This is a genomic window from Paenibacillus thiaminolyticus (genome assembly GCF_003591545.1).
In the GTDB taxonomy this organism is placed as follows: domain Bacteria; phylum Bacillota; class Bacilli; order Paenibacillales; family Paenibacillaceae; genus Paenibacillus_B; species Paenibacillus_B thiaminolyticus_A.
In genome coordinates, this window is sequence record NZ_QYZD01000006.1 from 86,369 (window position 1) to 104,013 (window position 17,645).

Here is a 17,645-nt window from a genome sequence, read left to right on the forward strand (position 1 = left end):
CCTGTACGTAAAAATGCGCACAGATGTTTCCCTCTGTGCATTTCCAAATGGCCGATCATCTGTTATGCTAAGAACAGTAACGGTGAGAGGAATTAACAGATAATGAGATTTGCTGTGTTGGATTTTGAGACGACGGGCAATCAGCCCAGCGATGAAATTATACAGATTGGCCTTGTCGTTCTGGGGCATGATCTGAACGTAGAACAACAATACCACACCCTGGTCCGTCCGACGGTAAGCATACCCGAATTCATTACGAATCTTACCGGCATCTCCGACGGGGATGTTCTGGATGCCCCAGATCTGGACGAGGCCATGACCGGGATGGTGCCGCTGCTGAGTGATGTGGTCCTGGTTGGCCACAATGTCGGCTTCGATTACCAATATTTGCGCCAAGCGCTGGAGCAGACCGGTTATTTGCCGTTCACCGGAAGGATATTGGACACGATTGAGCTGCTTCGCATTTTGTTCCCTTCGCTTCCTTCCTATCAGCTAGGCTCCGTAGCTCATGATTTCGGCATTGCCCATAAGAGGCCGCATCAGGCGGACAGCGATGCGCTTGCAACGGCGGACATCTTCCGCCAGTGCATGGAAGCTATAGATGATCTGCCTCTGCTTACGCTGCAAGGCATCGTCGATGTGTTCGGGGATCACGAGGAGCGGGATTTGAAGTGGCTCCTGGCGGAGAAGCTAACTGAACGGGAACGCAATATGGCAAGTTGGGAGGATGAAGGCTATTTCCCCCACCGTCAATTAATGCTCAAACAGGACGATTGGACCGACACACCGCCGCCTCGCGACGCGTCCGCAGATAATCCGCTGTCAGGCAAGTCGTTCCGACACTTTCTGGATGAAGTGAAGCAGCGGATGGAAGCGATGCTGGATCATTACGAGCCACGCGCCTCACAGGAGCAGATGTTCAACGAAGTGATGGAATGTCTCGATCAGGACAAGCATCTGCTGATTGAAGCCGGGACGGGAACCGGCAAGTCGCTCGGTTATTTGCTTCCGGCCCTGTATCAGAGCGTTCTTCATGAGAAGAAAGTGGTCGTCAGCACCCATACGATCAATCTGCAGGAGCAGCTGAGACAGCGCGATGTGCCGCTTCTGGAGCAGATTGTTCCTTTTTCGTTCAAGGTATCGATACTAAAAGGACGCAGTCACTATTTGTGTTTGCGTAAATTTGAACATAAAATAAGTAACAGAGAGTTCGTTCACGCAAGAGATGACAGCATTACAGCAGCGCAGCTGCTCGTATGGCTTAGCCGGACGGAGCATGGAGATGACGAGGAGCTTCATCTCGTTCACAAAGGGCCCGAGTTCTGGGATTCGGTATCCAGCGACAGTGATTCCTGCCTGAACCGTTCCTGCCCTTGGTTCCGCCGCTGCTTCTATCACCGGGCGAAAAATAATGCGAACCTCTCCGATATCGTCATTACGAACCATTCGTTATTATTTACCGACGTGATGGCGGACCATCGGCTGTTGCCGGGTTATGAGCATCTCGTCGTTGACGAGGCGCATCATTTCGAGGAGACGGCCGGCAAGCACTTGGGGACGAATTTGCAATATTTTTCACTCATTCACCCGCTCACCCGGCTGTTCAAAGACAGCAAGAGCGGCGCTCTTGTCGTGCTTCAACAGCGACTCCGGTTGTCAGGCCATGAGAAAGCGCTTATCTGGGCCGAAGGGATCGACAAGCTGCTGCAGCAGATCGTCGACGTAAAGGAGCAATGGGATCGGCTGCATGACATGCTGTATCAGCTGCTTCCTTCCGGGGAAGCCGGACAATTCGAGGGCGGGCAGACGGTGCTTCGCCTTCCGGCGGGCGAACGCCCCGAAGGCTGGCCCGAAGCGGTGGAGCTGGAGCAATCGATTCACACCCGTCTCAGCGATATTGTGCGCTCGGGCGAGAAGCTGGTCAATGAGTGGAAAGAGGCCGATGACGACGAACTGGAGGGCGTCATCGTCGATATTAGCGGGCTTCTGAAGGATGTAGGGCTGGTCCGCGACGATTTCCGGCTGTTCATGCAAGGAACGGATCCGGAGACGGTCTACTGGATGGAGGGCAACACGCAGTTCAAATTCAAATCGCTGCAGATGTATGCCGTGCCGGTTGACGTGAGCGAGGCGCTGAACCGTTATTTCTTCGAGCCGAAGAAGAGCGTCATCCTCACTTCGGCCACATTGTCCGTAGATAAGTCCTTCCAGTTCGTGCAGGAGCAAATCGGGCTGACGGAGGCCGCCAACGACGGCAGGCTGCATACGGTCATTCTGCCTTCCCCGTTCAATTACCGGGAGCAGGCACTGGTTGTTATTCCGCGCGATTTCCCCAGCGTCAAAGGAGCGTCCGATGCGGTCTTCAATCAGACGCTCGCGAAATCGATTGGGGATGTGGCGCTCGTTACGCGCGGCAGAATGCTCGTCCTGTTCACCTCGTATCGCATGCTCCGGGATGTATACGAGCCGCTGAAGGAGGCGCTGAGCGCGAGCGGCATTCAGGTGCTGGGCCAAGGCATCGACAGCGGGAACCGCAGCAAGCTGACGCGCCGCTTCCGGGAGCAGCCGGCCTCCGTGCTGCTCGGTACGAGCAGCTTCTGGGAAGGGGTCGACATTCCTGGCGACGCGCTGACCTGTCTCGGCATTGTCCGGCTGCCATTCCAGCCGCCGAACCATCCGCTCGTCGAAGCCAAATGCGACCGGCTGAAGCGTCAAAAGCAGAACCCGTTCCGCAAGTATTCGGTTCCGCAGGCAGTTATCCGCTTCAAGCAAGGCTTCGGACGCCTTGTGCGGACCGCTCAGGACAAAGGCATCGTCATCGTGTACGATACACGGGTCATTGAGACGAGCTACGGCAAACATTTCTTATATTCGCTTCCTGGGCCGAAGATGGAGCACATGGCTAATGTGCAGCTGGTGCCCAGAATCGAAGCGTGGTTAAGCGAGCACGAAAAATAGGCGTGTAAGAGCGATGAGGGGGCAACGAAATAGGTATGAAAACGTTGAAAATATCAGAAGCTGTCGTTCGCAGACTGCCGGTTTATTTACGTCATCTGATGGAACTGAAGCAGCGAGAGGTTCTGACGGTTTCTTCACAGGATTTGGGTCAGAAGCTGGACCTCAATCCCGCCCAGATTCGCAAAGACTTGGCATATTTCGGCGATTTTGGACGCAAAGGAATTGGGTATGACGTCTCTTACCTGATTCAACAAATCCGCCATATACTGAAGCTGGATCAGATTATTAATGTCGGTCTCGTCGGAGCGGGTAAGCTGGGCCATGCATTGTGCAACTATACGGCATATATGAAGGACAATATGCGGATTGTGGCTGTATTCGACGAGCTAGAGTCGAAAGTAGGCACCGAGATCAATAATCTGCGCGTACAGCCGATGAGCGAGCTGGCGGACACCGTCCGCGAACATAAAATCCGCATCGGGATCATCACCGTACCCGCCTCGGAGGCGCAGCCTGTCGCGGAGCAATTCGTTGACGCAGGAGTGGAGGCAATCTTGAACTTCGCTCCGGTTATTCTTCGCGTTCCGCCTCATGTGCGGGTGCATACGGCCGATTTTACGACGGACATGTTCAGTCTGGCCTATTATTTATCCGATGAGAGAAAGGAAGCTCCGGTAGAATGACGACGAAACTTATTATTAGTAACGGGACCTTTGCGTCGCTGCGCCCAGGCGCGGAGCGCACGGCGGTTAATGGTACGATGGTCATTGAAAATGACATGATTGTCTATGTGGGAGAACATTTGCCGCAAGAGCATGATACGCCCGACGCGGTGCGGATCGACGGCAAGGGACTGTTCTTCATGCCGGGGCTCATTAATACCCACGGCCATGCGGCAATGTCGCTGCTGCGCGGTTATGGCGATGACATGGTGCTCCAGACGTGGCTGCAAGAGAAAATGTGGCCGATGGAAGCGAAATTCACTGCAGAGGATGTCCGTTGGGGAACGGCGCTCTCCGTTCTGGAAATGCTGAAAGGCGGGACGACGACATTCGTCGATATGTATGACCATATGGATGAGGTGGCCAAGGTCGTCGAGGAGTCCGGCATGCGCGCCTGCCTGATGCGTGGCGCCATCGGCCTATGCCCGGAAGACGTGCAGGCAGCGAAGCTGCAGGAAGCCGTTCAATTCGCCCGCGATTGGCAAGGCAAGGCGGACGGCCGCATTACGACGATGCTCGCTCCGCACGCTCCGTATACATGCCCACCGGGCTTCATCGAGAAGTTCGTGCTGGCGGCGCATGATCTCGATCTTCCGCTCCATACGCATATGTCGGAGACCGCGGCGGAAGTCGCCCAGAATGTCGCGGACTATGGGCTACGTCCCGTCGCTCATCTGGAGAAGCTCGGCTTCTTCTCGCGCCCTTCCTTCGTAGCGCACGGCGTTCATCTGACCGATGAGGAGATCGAAGTATTGGCTCGCCATGACGTGGCCGTCTCCCATAATCCGGGCAGCAATCTGAAGCTGGCTTCCGGCGTGGCGCGGGTTCCGGAGCTGCTGCGCGCCGGAGTAACCGTGTCGCTTGGAACCGACGGGCCGGCAAGCAACAACAACCTGGATATGTTCGAAGAGATGCGCTTGGCGGCGCTGATCCATAAGGGCGTAACCGGCGATCCGACGGCGGTGCCAGCGGCCGAAGCGATGCGTATGGGCACGCTGTACGGAGCGCAGACGATCCGGGCGGAGAAGCTGGGTCTGCTGGAAGCCGGCATGAAGGCGGATATCGTGGCGGTCAATGTGAACCAGCCGCATTTCGTGCCGCATACCGACTTCGTCTCGCATATGATCTATTCCGCTTCCGCCAAAGACGTCGCCCATGTATGGGTCGACGGGCGTCAAGTGATCAAGGACGGCCAGTGCCTGACCTTGGACGAAGAGCGCATTCTCTATGAAGCCGGGCGGTGCTTCGAGCGCCTGCTCGAGCGCTGACGGGAGGAGCGCATGGCCAGAAGCCGCAGTCGCCGCCGCCGCAACCGGTGGTTCATCGCCGTGCTGGCGTTCCTCGTGCTTATCCTATTCATTGTCGCCTTGGTAATGTACGTCAATTACATTTATTCCGATGAGCGGGTGAAAGAAGCAGAGATCCTGCAGCGCGCGCAGCAAGAGATTCCGTTGACCGAGGTTAACGGCATCGACAAGAGTATATGGGAAGAAGTCGTCTATGTTATTAATGGGATCAACCAGGAAGAGAAGGCCGTCTGGGTATGGGTATTTCCCGATCGGGTCACCTCGATCCAGGTAGCCGACAGCGTGGATAAGGCCACGGTGAAGGCCAATATTCATCAGGCGTATCCGGATGCCCGCATCGTCCGGCTGCTGCCCGGATACAAAGATAATCAATATGTGTGGCAAGCCTTCGTCCAGCGTAAGGATGAGCAAGGGACTCGCCGGTATTTTTATCAGTTTTATTCCTTCTACGACGGTTCTCCCGTCGGCGAGATCTATGGATTGCCCAATCAATAGCCAAGGGCAGCTTGGACCTGCCCTTCCATTCCGCACCGCTTCCTTCAGCGTGTTATCGCCGCTGAGGGGAGGCGGTGCTTTTTGCTGTGCTGGCAGTCATGGAACACTTTACATTCCGAAATCGTATATCATCTATGATATACTATTGTATGTCGTGAACTGATAGATAAAAAGTATGACTTGCACACATTTAGCACCGTATGTCAGCCAAAGCAGATGATATCGTCTGCACGCCAGCAACATGTCCAGCCTGCAATTTTCAGCGATATACAGGAATAGAAAGGGGTTTTCGTGGCATGACGAAGAACATTCGCATTGTGCCGACCCTGCTTATTATGCTGCTGACCGGCGGTATTTTATTCGGCGGGTGGGCCGTATATCAGACAAAGTATGTGCAACAGCCCGTAGATCGCGTTATGCGGCAGCATGCCGCGATTACGAAGTATCAGGTAGATTGGCATTCGGATACGCTTAGCATTCAAATTCAGGCCGATCCGAACGCCGATATTCGGGAAGTGGTGCAGAAGCTGAATACCGATATTGCACCGTATGCCAAAGGTAAAAAAGTGCAGATTGAATATATCAATGAGAACAGTACGCCATCGATTGACAAATGGTGGTCGCAGGCGCTGTTCGATGTAGCTCAGGCGATGGTTCACCAGAATTACAGCGATATTCCGAAGAAGCTGCAGGAGCTGAAGACGAACCAGCCAGACCTGGAAGTCGTGACGGAGATGGATAACCAGTATGTCTATATTCAACTGAAGGACAAGCAAGGCAGCAAGACGATGCTCTTGCCGCTGGACGGAACCGCAATGGGGGTGTGGCCGCATGAAGAACAGACTGTCGATCCGCTGGCCTGAGGCGGCTATCGGAGCGGCGATTTCGATCGTCATCTTCCTCGCTTTTCGTGGCGTGAATATCCTTCCTATCGTGTTGGCAGCCGTTGTATTAATTGTGCTCTCTTATGCCGTTAAGCGGGGCGGCGGCGCCGGAGTGACGAACGGAGGCGCCCGCAGCGATTCGCGCAAGGCGGACGTAGCCCCGTTAAGCTTCGAGCAGATTGGCGGCCAGGAACGGGCGAAGAATGAATTAATTGAAGCGCTCGATTTCCTTGTTCGCCCGGATGAGATCCGGAAGTTCGGGATCCGTCCGCTCAAGGGCATCCTGCTAACCGGGCCTCCGGGGACAGGGAAGACGCTGATGGCCAAAGCGGCGGCGCATTATGCCGATGCCGTTTTCATCGGCGTCGCGGGGAGTGAGTTCGTAGAGATGTTCGTCGGCGTCGGAGCCGGCCGCGTGCGCGAGCTGTTCAAGCAGGCCCGGCAGCGGGCAGCCAAGGAGAAGAAGCAGAACGCCGTCATCTTCATCGACGAGATCGATGTCATCGGCGGGAAGCGGGAGGGTGGACAGCAGCGAGAGTACGATCAGACGCTGAACCAGCTCCTGACGGAGATGGACGGGCTGTATGCCGACATGAGCCCGCGCATTCTCGTTATGGCCGCGACGAACCGCAAGGAGATGCTGGACAGCGCCCTTCTTCGCCCGGGACGGTTCGACCGCCATATTCAGGTCGATCTCCCCGATAAAAAGGGGCGGCTTCATATTCTGAAGCTTCACGCCGTCAATAAGCCGCTGGCCGATGACGTCGATCTGGAGCGGATCGCCGACGAGACGTTCAGCTTCTCCGGGGCGCAGTTGGAGAGCGTCTTGAATGAAGGCGCAATCTATGCGATGCGGGATGAGTCGGATGTCATTACGACGAACCATTTCTCCCAAGCGATCGATAAAGTGATGATGGGCGAGAAGATCGACCGGGAGACGAATCAGGAAGAGCGCCGGCGCGTCGCGATCCACGAGTTGGGCCACGCGATTATGGCGGAAGTGGTCCGACCCGGCAGCGTATCCCAGGTGGCGCTCAGCCCAAGGGGACAGGCGCTTGGGTATGTCCGTCATCAGCCGCAGGAAGAGCGTTATCTGTACACGAAGCCGTTCCTGGAGGAACAGATTATGATTGCGCTGGGCGGAGCCGTGGCCGAGGAGATCTTTTACGGCAACCGCAGCACCGGCTCGCAAGGCGACTTCGATCAGGCGCTGAACATCGTCGACACGATGGTCAATGCGGGCCTGACGGAGCTGGGCATCGTCCGCTTGAAGCAGGTGTCGCCTGAAGCCTTGACCCGGCAGTCGCAAGTCATTATGGAGCAGCTCTTTCAGCGTACGCACGCGCTGCTGGGCGAGCGCAAGCCTGCCTTTGAGCGCATTTTGCACCAGCTTTTGAGCCAGGAAAATCTGAGCGGAGAGCAATTCCGGTGTCTATTATGTGACAGGCAGTAATTCCCAGCGTGAAATCACGCTGGGTTTTTCTTTTTATATGCAGGATTCATGTTATGATAGATTAAGATCCCTGTGCACTGATAACGAATGCCTGTTATCGGGTACACTATACAGAGCATAGATGGAGGAAAGGTGGAAGAAACCATGTTTTTCAAGAAAATCGGCGTCATCGGCGGCGGTACTATGGGCCAAGGCATTGCGGAAATGCTTGCTGTTAAAGGCTTGGACGTGCTGTTGGTGGAAAAGTCGACAGAGAAGCTGGATCATGCCTACTCGATGATTGAAGCGAGTCTGGACAAACAATTGGAGAAATGGGCAATTACCCAGGCGGAGAAAAAATTGATCCTGTCCCGCATACATAAAGTGACGCATTTGGCGGAATTGGGATCTTGTGAATTGGTCATTGAGACGATCTCGGAGGATTTGGAAGCGAAGAAGCAAGTCTTTGCTGAATTGGATCGCGTTTGCCCAGGCAATATTATTCTGGCAAGCAATACATCTACATTGTCGTTAACCGAGCTGGCCAGCAAGACGAAATATCCGGAACGGGTTATCGGCATGCACTTTATTTATCCCGTCTCGAAGGTTGAGCTTGTGGAGATTATCCGCGGGCTGAAGACTTCGGACGCTACATTTAACGAAACGAAGCGCTTCGTCGAAGAGGTTGTGCAGAAGAAAGGCGTTATGGTCTATGAATCTCCGGGATTCGTGACGACGCGCGTTAGCTGCATTCTCATCAACGAGGCTCTTCATGTGCTTCAGGAAGGCGTCGCTTCGCCAGAAGATATCGACAACGCGATGCGTATCGGATACAATTTCCAATATGGGCCTTTGGAAATGGCGGACCGCTTCGGTCTGGATTCGGTATTGGCGGCGTTGGAACGCATGTTCCGCGAATTCGGCGATATCAAATATCGTCCGTCCGTATTGTTGAAAAAGATGGTGCGAGCCGGCCACCTTGGTGTGAAGACGGGCGTCGGATTTTTCAAGTATGATAAGGATGGGGATCGACTATGAAAATACTCGTAATCAACGCGGGAAGCTCCTCGCTTAAATATCAACTGTACGATATGACGGACGAGTCAGTGTTGGCGGCAGGCCGGGTAGAGCGTATCGGGATGGATTCTTCCATCCTCGTGCATGAGCCGCATCATACGGAAGAGATCACGGAAGTCAGCGAGATTCTTGATCACACGACGGCAATCCGCAAAGTATTGGACAAGTTGACCGATGCGGAAGTCGGCGTTCTGAAGTCGACCGACGAGATCGATGCGGTCGGCCATCGCGTCGTGCATGGCGGTGAATCGTTCAAAAATTCGGTACTGGTCGATTCGGAGGTCAAAGCCGAGATTCGTCGCTTGTTCGATCTGGCGCCGCTGCATAATCCGGCCCATATGATGGGGATCAAGGCCGTAGAGGTGAATATTCCGAACGTGCCGCAATCCGTTGTCTTCGATACGGCTTTCCACCAGACGATGCCAGAGAAAGCGTACATGTACGCCATTCCAAAAGTGCTGTACAAAAAGCATAAAATCCGCCGCTACGGCTTCCACGGCACATCGCATGATTATGTCAGCAAGCGCGCGGCCGAGCTGGTGGACCGCCCGCTGGAAGAGCTGAAAATCATCACGTGCCATATCGGGAACGGGGCCAGCCTGACGGCGGTCGAGGGTGGCATCTCGGTCGATACGTCGATGGGGATGACGCCGCTTGAAGGCCTGATGATGGGTACGCGCAGCGGCGACCTGGACCCTGCGGTCGTTCCGTTCACGATGATGAAGGAAGACCTGACGGTCAATGAAGTCAATTCGATGCTGAACAAGCATAGCGGGCTGCTCGCGATCTCCGGCGTATCCAGCGATATGCGCGAGATTACGGACGGAATGGAAGCAGGCGAACCGAATTCGACGCTGGCGTTCGAGATGTACACGTACCGCATGCGCAAGTATATCGGGTCCTATGCGGCTGCGATGGACGGCGTGGATGCGATCGTGTTTACCGCCGGCGTCGGCGAGAACTCGGTCGTCATTCGCCAGCATGTATGCGAGAAGCTCACGTTCCTCGGCGTAGAGATTGATCGGGAGCTGAACAAGGTGCGTTCGAAGGAACCGCGCCGTATCTCGACGCCGAATTCGAAGGTGGACGTATTCGTCATTCCGACCAATGAAGAGCTGATGATTGCCCGCGATACGTATCGATTGGTTCAACAATCCAAACAATCGTAAGGGAGAGACGAATGATGACGACCACATGTGTCATCCGTGATGTCAACCGCCATGTGGGCGAAGAAGTTCGCATCGGCGGCTGGCTGCATAACAAACGCTCCAGCGGCAAGATTCAATTTCTGCAGCTGCGGGACGGCACCGGGTTCATCCAAGGTGTCGTCGTGAAGAGTGAAGTGCCGGAAGAGGTATGGGAAGCGGCCAAGAGCTTGACACAGGAGAGTTCTTTATATTTTACAGGGATCGTTCGGGAAGAGCCGCGCTCCAAGTCCGGCTATGAAATGACGGTAACCGGAGTCGAGATCATCCAGTTAACGGAGGATTATCCGATTACGCCGAAGGAGCATGGGGTCGACTTCCTGATGGATCACCGCCATTTGTGGCTGCGGGCGCCAAGACAGCGCGCCATCCTGACGATTCGCGCCGAGATTATTCGCGCGGTGCAGCAATTTTTCGACGAGCATGGCTTTACGCTGGTCGATCCACCGATCTTGACGCCTTCCTCCTGTGAAGGCACGACGGAGCTGTTCCATACGAAATATTTCGAAGAAGACGCGTTCCTGACCCAGAGCGGACAGCTCTACATGGAAGCTGCGGCGATGGCGCTGAACAAGGTTTACTCGTTCGGCCCGACGTTCCGCGCCGAGAAATCGAAGACCCGACGCCACCTGATCGAGTTCTGGATGATCGAGCCGGAGATGGCCTTCGTCGATCATGAAGAGAACCTGCGGGTGCAGGAGCAATTCGTAGCCCATATCGTGCAGTCCGTGCTGAAGAACTGCCGCGCCGAGCTCGATACGCTGGGACGGGATGTCTCGAAGCTGGAGAAGGTCACAGGTCCGTTCCCGCGCATCACGTATGATGAAGCGATTCAGTTTTTACAGGAGCAAGGCCACGACATTCCGTGGGGTGAAGACTTCGGAGCGCCGCATGAGACGGCGATCGCCGAGAAATACGAGACGCCGGTGTTCATTACGCATTACCCGACATCGCTCAAGGCATTCTACATGAAGCCGGATCCGAACCGTCCGGAAGTCGTGCTCTGCGCCGACATGATCGCGCCGGAAGGCTACGGCGAGATTATCGGCGGCTCGCAGCGGATCGACGATCCGGAGCTGATGCAGGAGCGCTTCCGCGAGCATGAGCTGTCCGACGAAGCGTATCAGTGGTATCTTGACTTGAGAAAATACGGTTCTGTGCCTCATTCCGGCTTCGGTCTTGGACTGGAGCGCACAGTGGCGTGGATTTGCGGGCTTGAGCACGTTCGGGAGACGATTCCGTTCCCGCGCCTGTTGTACCGTCTGTATCCATAACGGTCTGTTTGCTGCGCAGCGCCGCATGGCGCCGCTAGGCACGGCCTGATAGCTAGCATATTATCCCGTATCGCTTCGGTGATACGGGATTACTCTTACACAAGTTCATGAATTTTTTGGAAACATTATCAATGTAAGCCTTACCAAAAGCGTTCGTTTGTGCGACAATAGGGAGAGCATGTTGGGAAGAGGAGGTACCTTGGTGAGTGTAGACGGGTTCCGGACCTTCGCCAAAGGGTTGGCGCTAGGACTGCAATCGGGCAGCATTAGTGTGCCGTATCATTTGCTGCGTTACTATAAGCAATGGAAGTTGAGCGATTCGGATGCGATGCTGTTGATTCACCTCATCGGCTTCAAGCAGCAGGAGATGAAGGAGTTCCCGACAATCGACGAACTGCAGGAACGAATGGGAGCAGCTCCTGATGCGGTTATCAAATCGCTGCAGAAGCTGATGAAAGAAGGTTTTTTGAGCATAGACGACAACATTGATCCGGCGACGGATGTTCAGTACGAGCAGTACAATTTGACCGGATTGTGGGAAAAGCTCGCCTTGGCCGCCGCTGAGGAAATCCGGGCGGAACGGCAGCAGCTGCGGGCGGCGGCCCCCTTGTCCGACGCGGAGCCTCCGAATCTATTCAATATATTCGAGAAGGAATTCGGACGTCCCCTCTCCCCGATGGAGTGCGAGACGATTGCCGGCTGGATTGACGAAGACCGGTATCCGGAAGAGCTGATTTTGCTGGCGCTGAAGGAAGCGGTATTTGCCGGCAAAGTGTATTTCCGCTACATCGATCGGATATTGCTCGAGTGGAGCCGCAACCGGGTCCGCACGATCGAGGACGCCAAGGCGTACACGCAGCGGTTCCGTTCCACCGGGAAGCTGCGCATGCCTTCCGACAATTGAGCATGATCCGCTGCCAAAAATAGCTCCACCGGAACCCCCGGCGCGAATGAGAGAGACTCATCGTGCCGGGGGTATTCTTGCTGGGGGAGCCGCAGCTTCGGACTCGTGATGGCGAATGTTTATCCGCTCTCGAGCAGCGCGAGCGCTTCCGCGACCGCTTCGGGACGGGTCACCGGCAGCATATGATGCACATCCCGCACGGTCAGAAGCGCCGAGTGCGGGATGTCACGGTGCAAGCGCAGCGACTGCAGCTCCGGCCGGTACGGCTCCTTGTCCCCGACAGCGATGATGAGCGGAACGGACAGAGCCGGATACCGGGGGCTTAGCTGTTCGGCAGCCTGCGAGAAATAATAGACATCCCCGCGATTGGCGCGAATCTGAGACGGGCGGCTCGACAGTTCGTCCGCTCGTTCTATTTAGACCGGGGAACAGGCGCAGGCGCGAAGGCGTCCTTCACCGACATGGCAGCGAGCGGCTCAAGGGGCATCAGCAGTCCGTGCATAAGAAGAGGGCGTAAGGATGGAAGAACGGATTCCCCGGAACAGGAGAGCGTCAATTCTGCCAGCCGGATAGGCATTCTGCCAATCTTGGCATGTAGCTCAAATTCCACGGGTCACATTCGTGGCTTGCGGATCATGCTTCTTTGTGTCTTAGGCGTGTTGGTCTATGCTATGCGCAGTGTTCTGCAGTGCTCTTTAGGTTTATGTAGTGGATGTAGTGCTATGTAGTGAGATGAGTGCTATGTAGTGAGATGTAGTGATATGTAATGTGATGTAGCGTTGCAAAGTGTGATGTAGTGCTGTGTAGTGCTATGCCGCGTTAGGCATGTTATGGCGCTTATGCATACTCTCCCTTCGGCTCAGAGTCCAACTGATCAGGGGGAATTAATTCGCAAGCAACAAGCACGCAGGGATGCCGGGGGAGCTTCGGTTCTTCAGCACTCTTAGAAAACGTCATGTAACACGGATAACGGTATCATTTTGACAGGTGCATGGCGTTGCGGGTAGGGGGGAAGGAGCCTTTTTTGAGAAGGGGATAGAAGAAGAGCAAACCTGCGATTATGACCTGATTGAAGGGGAGAATGGAGCAAAGGGCTGCGTAACCGCCGCCGCGTGGCCAGCTATCTCTAGAGGAGAACTTCCGCAGCGGCTTCCGGAAAAATGTGGTTGCGCAGCACGATGCCCGGGATGTCCGGATTGAGCTTGGCCGTAATGCAGGGAACGATGCTCGGAATATGAGCGTAGTTCGGAACGACCGGGATGTCGATCCGCCCATTTTCCTCCCAGATGTCGAGAGCTTTGATAAGCTCCACGCCTTGGACGGGAATATAGCCTTCGTCCCCGTAGATCTCGGACACGATATTATTGAATACTGTATGAATGTGAAAAATGGCGCCTGCCCCGGTTAACCGGTAAATCTCGCTGTGGATGAGCGTCTCCGCGCTTGGCTGGAGCCGGGTCGCCTCACAGGGCTGTCCGTCTTCATCCACGAACAGGAAGTCCTCCGGCGTATGTACGGACTTGTCCTTGCCGCTGGCCGTAATCGCGAATTGAAAAGGCCCCTCCTCGATGTTCCCCGTGCGAACGGACAGATTGCCGCTCGTCCCGGGAAACCAATGACGCGCTGCGAATTGTTCCTTGATGCTGCGCAGCTTGGCAAGGGCGTGCTGCTTTTCCTCCATAGTTAACCGGATGTCTATCATGAAGCCGAACCTCCCAGATGCTGGATAATATCATAAAACGTCTCGAACGGCGCATAAGGAAGATGCAGCTCTTCGCATTTGCTGATAAGCTGGGCCAGCCCATAGACGAACTCGACTAGCTTCGCTGCCGCGAAGTCCGTCACGCTGTCCCCAATAACGATCCTCTCATAGTGTTCCTCCGGAAAGCGGCGGACAATGGTTGCCTTGCACATGCCGCATTTGTTCTGGCACGGATCCTGGCAGGGATGCGGCCATGTAATCCGAATCGACTCTCCGCTGAAGTCACTTCCGTTGCAATAGATATGATCGGAAGGAATGCCGAACGGCTCAAGCAGCGGGTAGACGAAGAAATCGATGCCGCCGCTCGTGACGTACAGCTCGATATCGCTGTCGCGGCAGAAGCGGACGAATTCCTCGAACCCCGGCCGGATGACGGCTTGTCCGAGCGCGAACCGGATGACTTCATCCCGCATCGACGATGGCAGCAGAGCGAACATTTGCCCGATGCCTTCAGAAATGGAGATGCGTTCCTCCAAGACGTCCTGGACAATCGGTTCCCAGCCTGGCGGGTTGAAGTGGCGAATAATGGCGATAATATTGTCGTTCACAGTAATCGTTCCATCGAAATCGCAGAAGATGACCCGTCGTTGGCCCCGGCTCACTGCTTCACCCCCCATGCTTGAATCGCGGCCCGCAGCTCTTCCTGATCGGCTGCTCGGCTTTCCAGTGACTTGCCCTGCATGACGGCGTCGATAGCTTGCACGAATGCGCGCCCTCCGGCAGCGGTCCCGAGCGGATGCCCATGGATGCCGCCGCCTGCATTGACAATGACATCGGTGCCGAAGTCACGAATGATTAGCGGCACGCTGCCTGGCTGGATGCCAGCGGACGGCACCGGGAAGCTGCGCTGCAGCGCCATATCCGGCTGGGTGAGCGCATCGCGGATGGCGAAGGTATCCTCGGCCGGCATCGTTACGGAGCCGTATGGTGACGGGGACAGCACCAGATCCGCTCCGGCGAGCCGCATCAGCTTGCCGAGCTGCAGTTGGGCCGCGATGCCGTGATGCGGCGACGGATACATGCTGCCGGCCATCGCCAGCCTTTGGCCGGTCTGCTGGCTGACGGCATCTGCCGCCTCCATGCAGGCCTTGACCCGGCGCTCGATTGGCGTGAGCGGATTTTCGAACAGAATTTCGTCGTCCTTAATGATATTGACCCCGCCCAAGGCCTGCTGCCGGAATTGTTCGGTAATAGCCGGCAGATCATAGCCGATGACGGATTTGAAAATGCTCATAGACTTGTCCCAGATGCTTGGCCATATCCGCTTTTTGCGCTTCCGGCAGCCCGGTCCAGCTGCCGACCGTCATACCGACGGCGATGCCTTCCGCCTTGCTGGCGAAGTCGGTCTGATCGTCATAAATGCGATACGTGGCGGTGCAATGTGCTCTCAATAGGTCTCCCTCCCAATTTGTTCACCCATCTCTTGTGCGCGGGCTTCCGCACGGTGTATAGCGGAACGCAGCGCCTGCTGGAATTGGTACTGCTCCAGCGTCTCAATCGCGGCTGCCGTCGTCCCTCCGGGAGATGTCACCTTACGCCGAAGAGCGGCAGGCTCTTCTCCGGTTAGACGCACCATCTCGGCTGCGCCCCGGACAGTCTGCACGGTCAACTCGCGGGCTTGCTCCGCGGAGAGCCCGCCATCGACGCCTGCTGCGATCATCGCTTCCATTAAATAGTATACATATGCCGGGCCGCTTCCGGATAGGCCGGTAACCATATTCAGATCATGCTCGGCCACCACGGTTGCGTAGCCTACGGCCTGCAGCAGATGAAGCGCAGCTTCCTGCTGTTCAGCGGACGTCTCTTCCGACCAGCAGACGCCGGTGGCGCCGAGGCCGATCGAGCTGGATGTATTCGGCATTGTGCGCACGACGGGAACCGGACCTGCAATGCGCTGCATCGTAGCGATAGAGAGCCCGGCGACGACCGAGAGCAGGAGCGCACCCGGCCGCAGGCAGGTCTTCAGCTCGGCGAGTGCGCCTGCCGCATCTTTCGGCTTGACGGCGAGGAGGACGATATCGGCTGCTTGCAGAAGCCGTGATTTGCCCTGCGGAGAATTATCGGCGGCAACGCCGTAACGCCGCTGCATTTCCTCCAGCCGCTCGGTATTGCTCCGGTTCACGACCGCGATCCGGTCCGGCGCTATCAGCTGCTTCTCCGTCAGGCCGCGAATAATCGCCTCCGCCATGGAACCGGCCCCGTAAATGCCGATGCGAAGCGAGCGGAACGAGTCTGTTATATGTGTATGTCGATTGTCCATCAGTATCATTCCTCTCTCTTCCTATCCCTATCGATTTGCTAAGCTTCTCTCTTCTTTAAGAACGAATCTGTTCTGTTAGCAACGTTTATCTTGTTAGGAACGAATCTGTCCTGTTCCGTAGATTCGGTACTTGCTTGAGGTTAGAGCCGGCAATCCCATCGGTCCGCGTGCATGCAGCTTCTGGGTGCTGATGCCGATCTCGGCGCCGAAGCCGAATTCGAATCCGTCCGTGAAGCGGGTCGAGGCGTTGTGATAGACGGCCGCGGCGTCAACCTCCTGCAGGAAGCGCTCGGCATGCCGCGCATTCTCGGTAACGATGCACTCCGAATGCATCGTGCCGTAACGCGCAATATGCTCCAGCGCGGCATCAAGCGAATCAACGATACGCACATTGAGGATGTAATCGTTGTATTCGGTCGCATAATCCGCTTCGCAAGCGGGCGCCACCGACGGGTCAAGCGCACGCGTCAGCTCGCAGCCGCGGAGCTCGACATCCTGGGCGCGCATCTGGTCCAGCAGCGCACGCAGATGCTGCTCCGCATAAGCCTTATGCACGAGCAGTGTCTCCATGGCGTTGCAGACCGATGGGCGCTGAGCCTTCGCATTGACGGCAATCGCTTCCGCCATCGCTGAACGGGCCGATTCATCGATGTACGTATGGCAGATGCCGGCACCCGTCTCAATCACCGGTACAGTGGCATTTTGCACTACATTCCGAATCAGCGAAGCGCCTCCGCGCGGGATGACGACATCGAGCAGTCCATTCAGCTTCAGCATCTCATCGACCGAGGAACGGTCCCGATTTTCAATCAATTGCAGCGCATCCGCCGGGAGCGCCGTCCCGGCCAGCGCCTCGTGCAGCACGGCGACGATGCGCTTGTTCGACTCCATCGCGGCCGAGCCGCCCCGCAGGACGACCGCATTCCCGGTCTTCAGGCAGAGGCCGGCCGCATCGACGGTGACATTCGGCCGTGCTTCATAGATCATGCCGATGACGCCGAGCGGGACCCGGATCTTCTCGACCCGCAGGCCATTCGGACGGGTGAACGTGTCCAGCACGTCGCCCACCGGATCGGGCAGAGCGGCAATCTGGCGCAGACCTTCCGCCATCGCTTCGATGCGGGCGCTGTTCAGTGCCAACCGATCGAGCAGGGAAGGGGAGGTGCCTTGCTGTCGGCCGTTCTCCAAGTCCTTCGCATTAGCTTCGATAATGGAGCGTTCTTGCTCCAGCAGTTTATCCGCCATTTGCTGCAGCGCCGCATTTTTCTCTTCCGTGGTCAGCCGGTTCATGATCTTGGCCGCTTGCCTCGCGAGCCCGGCTTTGTTACGCACTTCACTCATCGTAGGTCCTCCTCCATATACAAA

General features: G+C 56.1%; 15 protein-coding genes and 1 pseudogene. 11 read left to right on the forward strand and 5 right to left on the reverse strand.

From position 1 onward, the window contains the following. The first annotated feature begins 102 nt into the window (after positions 1–102). The 11 genes from dinG (at position 103) to DQX05_RS09480 (ending at position 12,584) form a co-directional block, all read left to right on the forward strand. Entirely contained in the window at positions 103–2,958 is a 2,856-nt protein-coding gene (gene dinG / locus DQX05_RS09430; protein ID WP_119792963.1) for an ATP-dependent DNA helicase DinG, read from the forward strand. Positions 2,959–2,993: 35 nt separating this feature from the next. Continuing rightward, positions 2,994–3,641, forward strand: coding sequence for a redox-sensing transcriptional repressor Rex (locus DQX05_RS09435; protein WP_119792965.1), 648 nt, complete (start codon positions 2,994–2,996; stop codon positions 3,639–3,641). After that, on the forward strand, positions 3,638–4,948 hold the full coding sequence (locus tag DQX05_RS09440; RefSeq protein WP_119792967.1) for an amidohydrolase: 1,311 nt from the start codon (positions 3,638–3,640) through the stop codon (positions 4,946–4,948). The genes DQX05_RS09435 and DQX05_RS09440 overlap by 4 nt, the downstream gene beginning before the upstream one ends. A 12-nt stretch (positions 4,949–4,960) precedes the next feature. Next, positions 4,961–5,482 (forward strand): DUF5590 domain-containing protein, encoded by a 522-nt coding sequence (locus tag DQX05_RS09445; RefSeq protein WP_119792969.1) that lies wholly within the window; start codon positions 4,961–4,963, stop codon positions 5,480–5,482. 296 nt (positions 5,483–5,778) lie between these two features. Next, complete coding sequence (locus tag DQX05_RS09450) at positions 5,779–6,345, forward strand: quinolinate synthase (protein ID WP_119792971.1); 567 nt, start codon at positions 5,779–5,781, stop codon at positions 6,343–6,345. Beyond that, positions 6,314–7,819, forward strand: coding sequence for an AAA family ATPase (locus tag DQX05_RS09455; protein ID WP_119792973.1), 1,506 nt, complete (start codon positions 6,314–6,316; stop codon positions 7,817–7,819). The genes DQX05_RS09450 and DQX05_RS09455 overlap by 32 nt, the downstream gene beginning before the upstream one ends. A gap of 144 nt (positions 7,820–7,963) precedes the next feature. Beyond that, a complete protein-coding gene (locus tag DQX05_RS09460) occupies positions 7,964–8,836 on the forward strand; it encodes a 3-hydroxyacyl-CoA dehydrogenase family protein (protein WP_119792974.1) in 873 nt (290 codons plus the stop codon). After that, positions 8,833–10,044: an acetate kinase gene (locus DQX05_RS09465; RefSeq protein ID WP_119792976.1), complete on the forward strand. Its 1,212-nt coding sequence runs from the start codon at positions 8,833–8,835 to the stop codon at positions 10,042–10,044. The genes DQX05_RS09460 and DQX05_RS09465 overlap by 4 nt, the downstream gene beginning before the upstream one ends. A gap of 14 nt (positions 10,045–10,058) precedes the next feature. Then, a complete protein-coding gene (gene asnS, locus DQX05_RS09470; RefSeq protein ID WP_119792978.1) occupies positions 10,059–11,354 on the forward strand; it encodes an asparagine--tRNA ligase in 1,296 nt (431 codons plus the stop codon). Positions 11,355–11,556: 202 nt separating this feature from the next. Beyond that, positions 11,557–12,258, forward strand: coding sequence for a DnaD domain-containing protein (locus DQX05_RS09475; protein ID WP_119792980.1), 702 nt, complete (start codon positions 11,557–11,559; stop codon positions 12,256–12,258). 62 nt (positions 12,259–12,320) lie between these two features. After that, the gene (locus DQX05_RS09480; protein ID WP_119792982.1) at positions 12,321–12,584 is read left to right on the forward strand and encodes a hypothetical protein; all 264 of its coding nucleotides are present in this window, start codon (positions 12,321–12,323) and stop codon (positions 12,582–12,584) included. A gap of 800 nt (positions 12,585–13,384) precedes the next feature. On the opposite strand, the gene mtnB is transcribed toward DQX05_RS09480, so the two are convergent. From mtnB to DQX05_RS09505, 5 genes and pseudogenes are all read right to left on the reverse strand, one after another. Then, the gene (gene mtnB / locus DQX05_RS09485) at positions 13,385–13,960 is read right to left on the reverse strand and encodes a methylthioribulose 1-phosphate dehydratase (RefSeq protein WP_119792983.1); all 576 of its coding nucleotides are present in this window, start codon (positions 13,958–13,960) and stop codon (positions 13,385–13,387) included. Beyond that, on the reverse strand, positions 13,957–14,622 hold the full coding sequence (locus DQX05_RS09490) for a 2-hydroxy-3-keto-5-methylthiopentenyl-1-phosphate phosphatase (protein ID WP_259391882.1): 666 nt from the start codon (positions 14,620–14,622) through the stop codon (positions 13,957–13,959). The genes mtnB and DQX05_RS09490 overlap by 4 nt, the downstream gene beginning before the upstream one ends. Next, positions 14,619–15,411, reverse strand: a pseudogene (locus DQX05_RS09495) (RuBisCO large subunit C-terminal-like domain-containing protein). Before DQX05_RS09495 ends, DQX05_RS09490 begins: the two are co-directional and overlap by 4 nt. Next, the gene (proC, locus tag DQX05_RS09500; RefSeq protein ID WP_119792987.1) at positions 15,408–16,289 is read right to left on the reverse strand and encodes a pyrroline-5-carboxylate reductase; all 882 of its coding nucleotides are present in this window, start codon (positions 16,287–16,289) and stop codon (positions 15,408–15,410) included. Before proC ends, DQX05_RS09495 begins: the two are co-directional and overlap by 4 nt. Positions 16,290–16,373: 84 nt before the next feature. Further along, positions 16,374–17,621: a glutamate-5-semialdehyde dehydrogenase gene (locus DQX05_RS09505; RefSeq protein WP_119792989.1), complete on the reverse strand. Its 1,248-nt coding sequence runs from the start codon at positions 17,619–17,621 to the stop codon at positions 16,374–16,376. Positions 17,622–17,645 lie beyond the last annotated feature (24 nt).